The 444-nt window shown below is 28.6% G+C and carries 2 protein-coding genes; one reads left to right on the top strand and one right to left on the bottom strand.

Features of this window, described 5'->3' with window-relative positions:
* On the top strand, nt 1–270 hold a 270-nt coding region (locus NY022_RS09610; protein WP_267525661.1), incomplete at its 5' end, for an S-adenosylmethionine:tRNA ribosyltransferase-isomerase.
* Here the strand turns inward: NY022_RS09610 and NY022_RS09615 are convergent.
* Complete coding sequence (locus NY022_RS09615) at nt 267–431, bottom strand: hypothetical protein (RefSeq protein ID WP_267525663.1); 165 nt, start codon at nt 429–431, stop codon at nt 267–269. The genes NY022_RS09610 and NY022_RS09615 overlap by 4 nt on opposite strands.
* Between the last annotated feature and the right edge of the window lie 13 nt (nt 432–444).

Consider the following 444-nt stretch of genomic DNA (forward strand, 5'->3'; position numbering starts at 1 on the left):
TTATTAGGTGTTGGCACAACAGTAACTAGATGTATAGAGTATTATTCAAGATATAAAATCAAAGAAGGATTTTGTGATTTATTTTTACATCCACATAATAAACCTCAAAGATTAAACTATCTTTTGACAAATTTTCACCTGCCAAAATCTACACTCATAATGCTTGTATCAGCCTTTATAGGTAGAGAAAAAACTTTGCAAATTTACACCCAAGCAATTAAAAATAAATATCGCTTTTACTCTTATGGCGATGGTATGCTTATAATCTAAGTTTTTCTTTTAAGAAATTTTTTATCTATATAGCCTAAATCAATTAATTTTTGATAAATTTTTAAAAGCATAGGACCACCTGTATTACTACCACTTTTACCATGTTCTATCAAAACAACGACAACATATTGTGGATTTTCATAAGGCGCATAAGAAGTAATCCAAGCATGAGAT

It is taken from the genome of Campylobacter sp. MG1, assembly GCF_026616895.1.
Classification (GTDB): domain Bacteria; phylum Campylobacterota; class Campylobacteria; order Campylobacterales; family Campylobacteraceae; genus Campylobacter_E.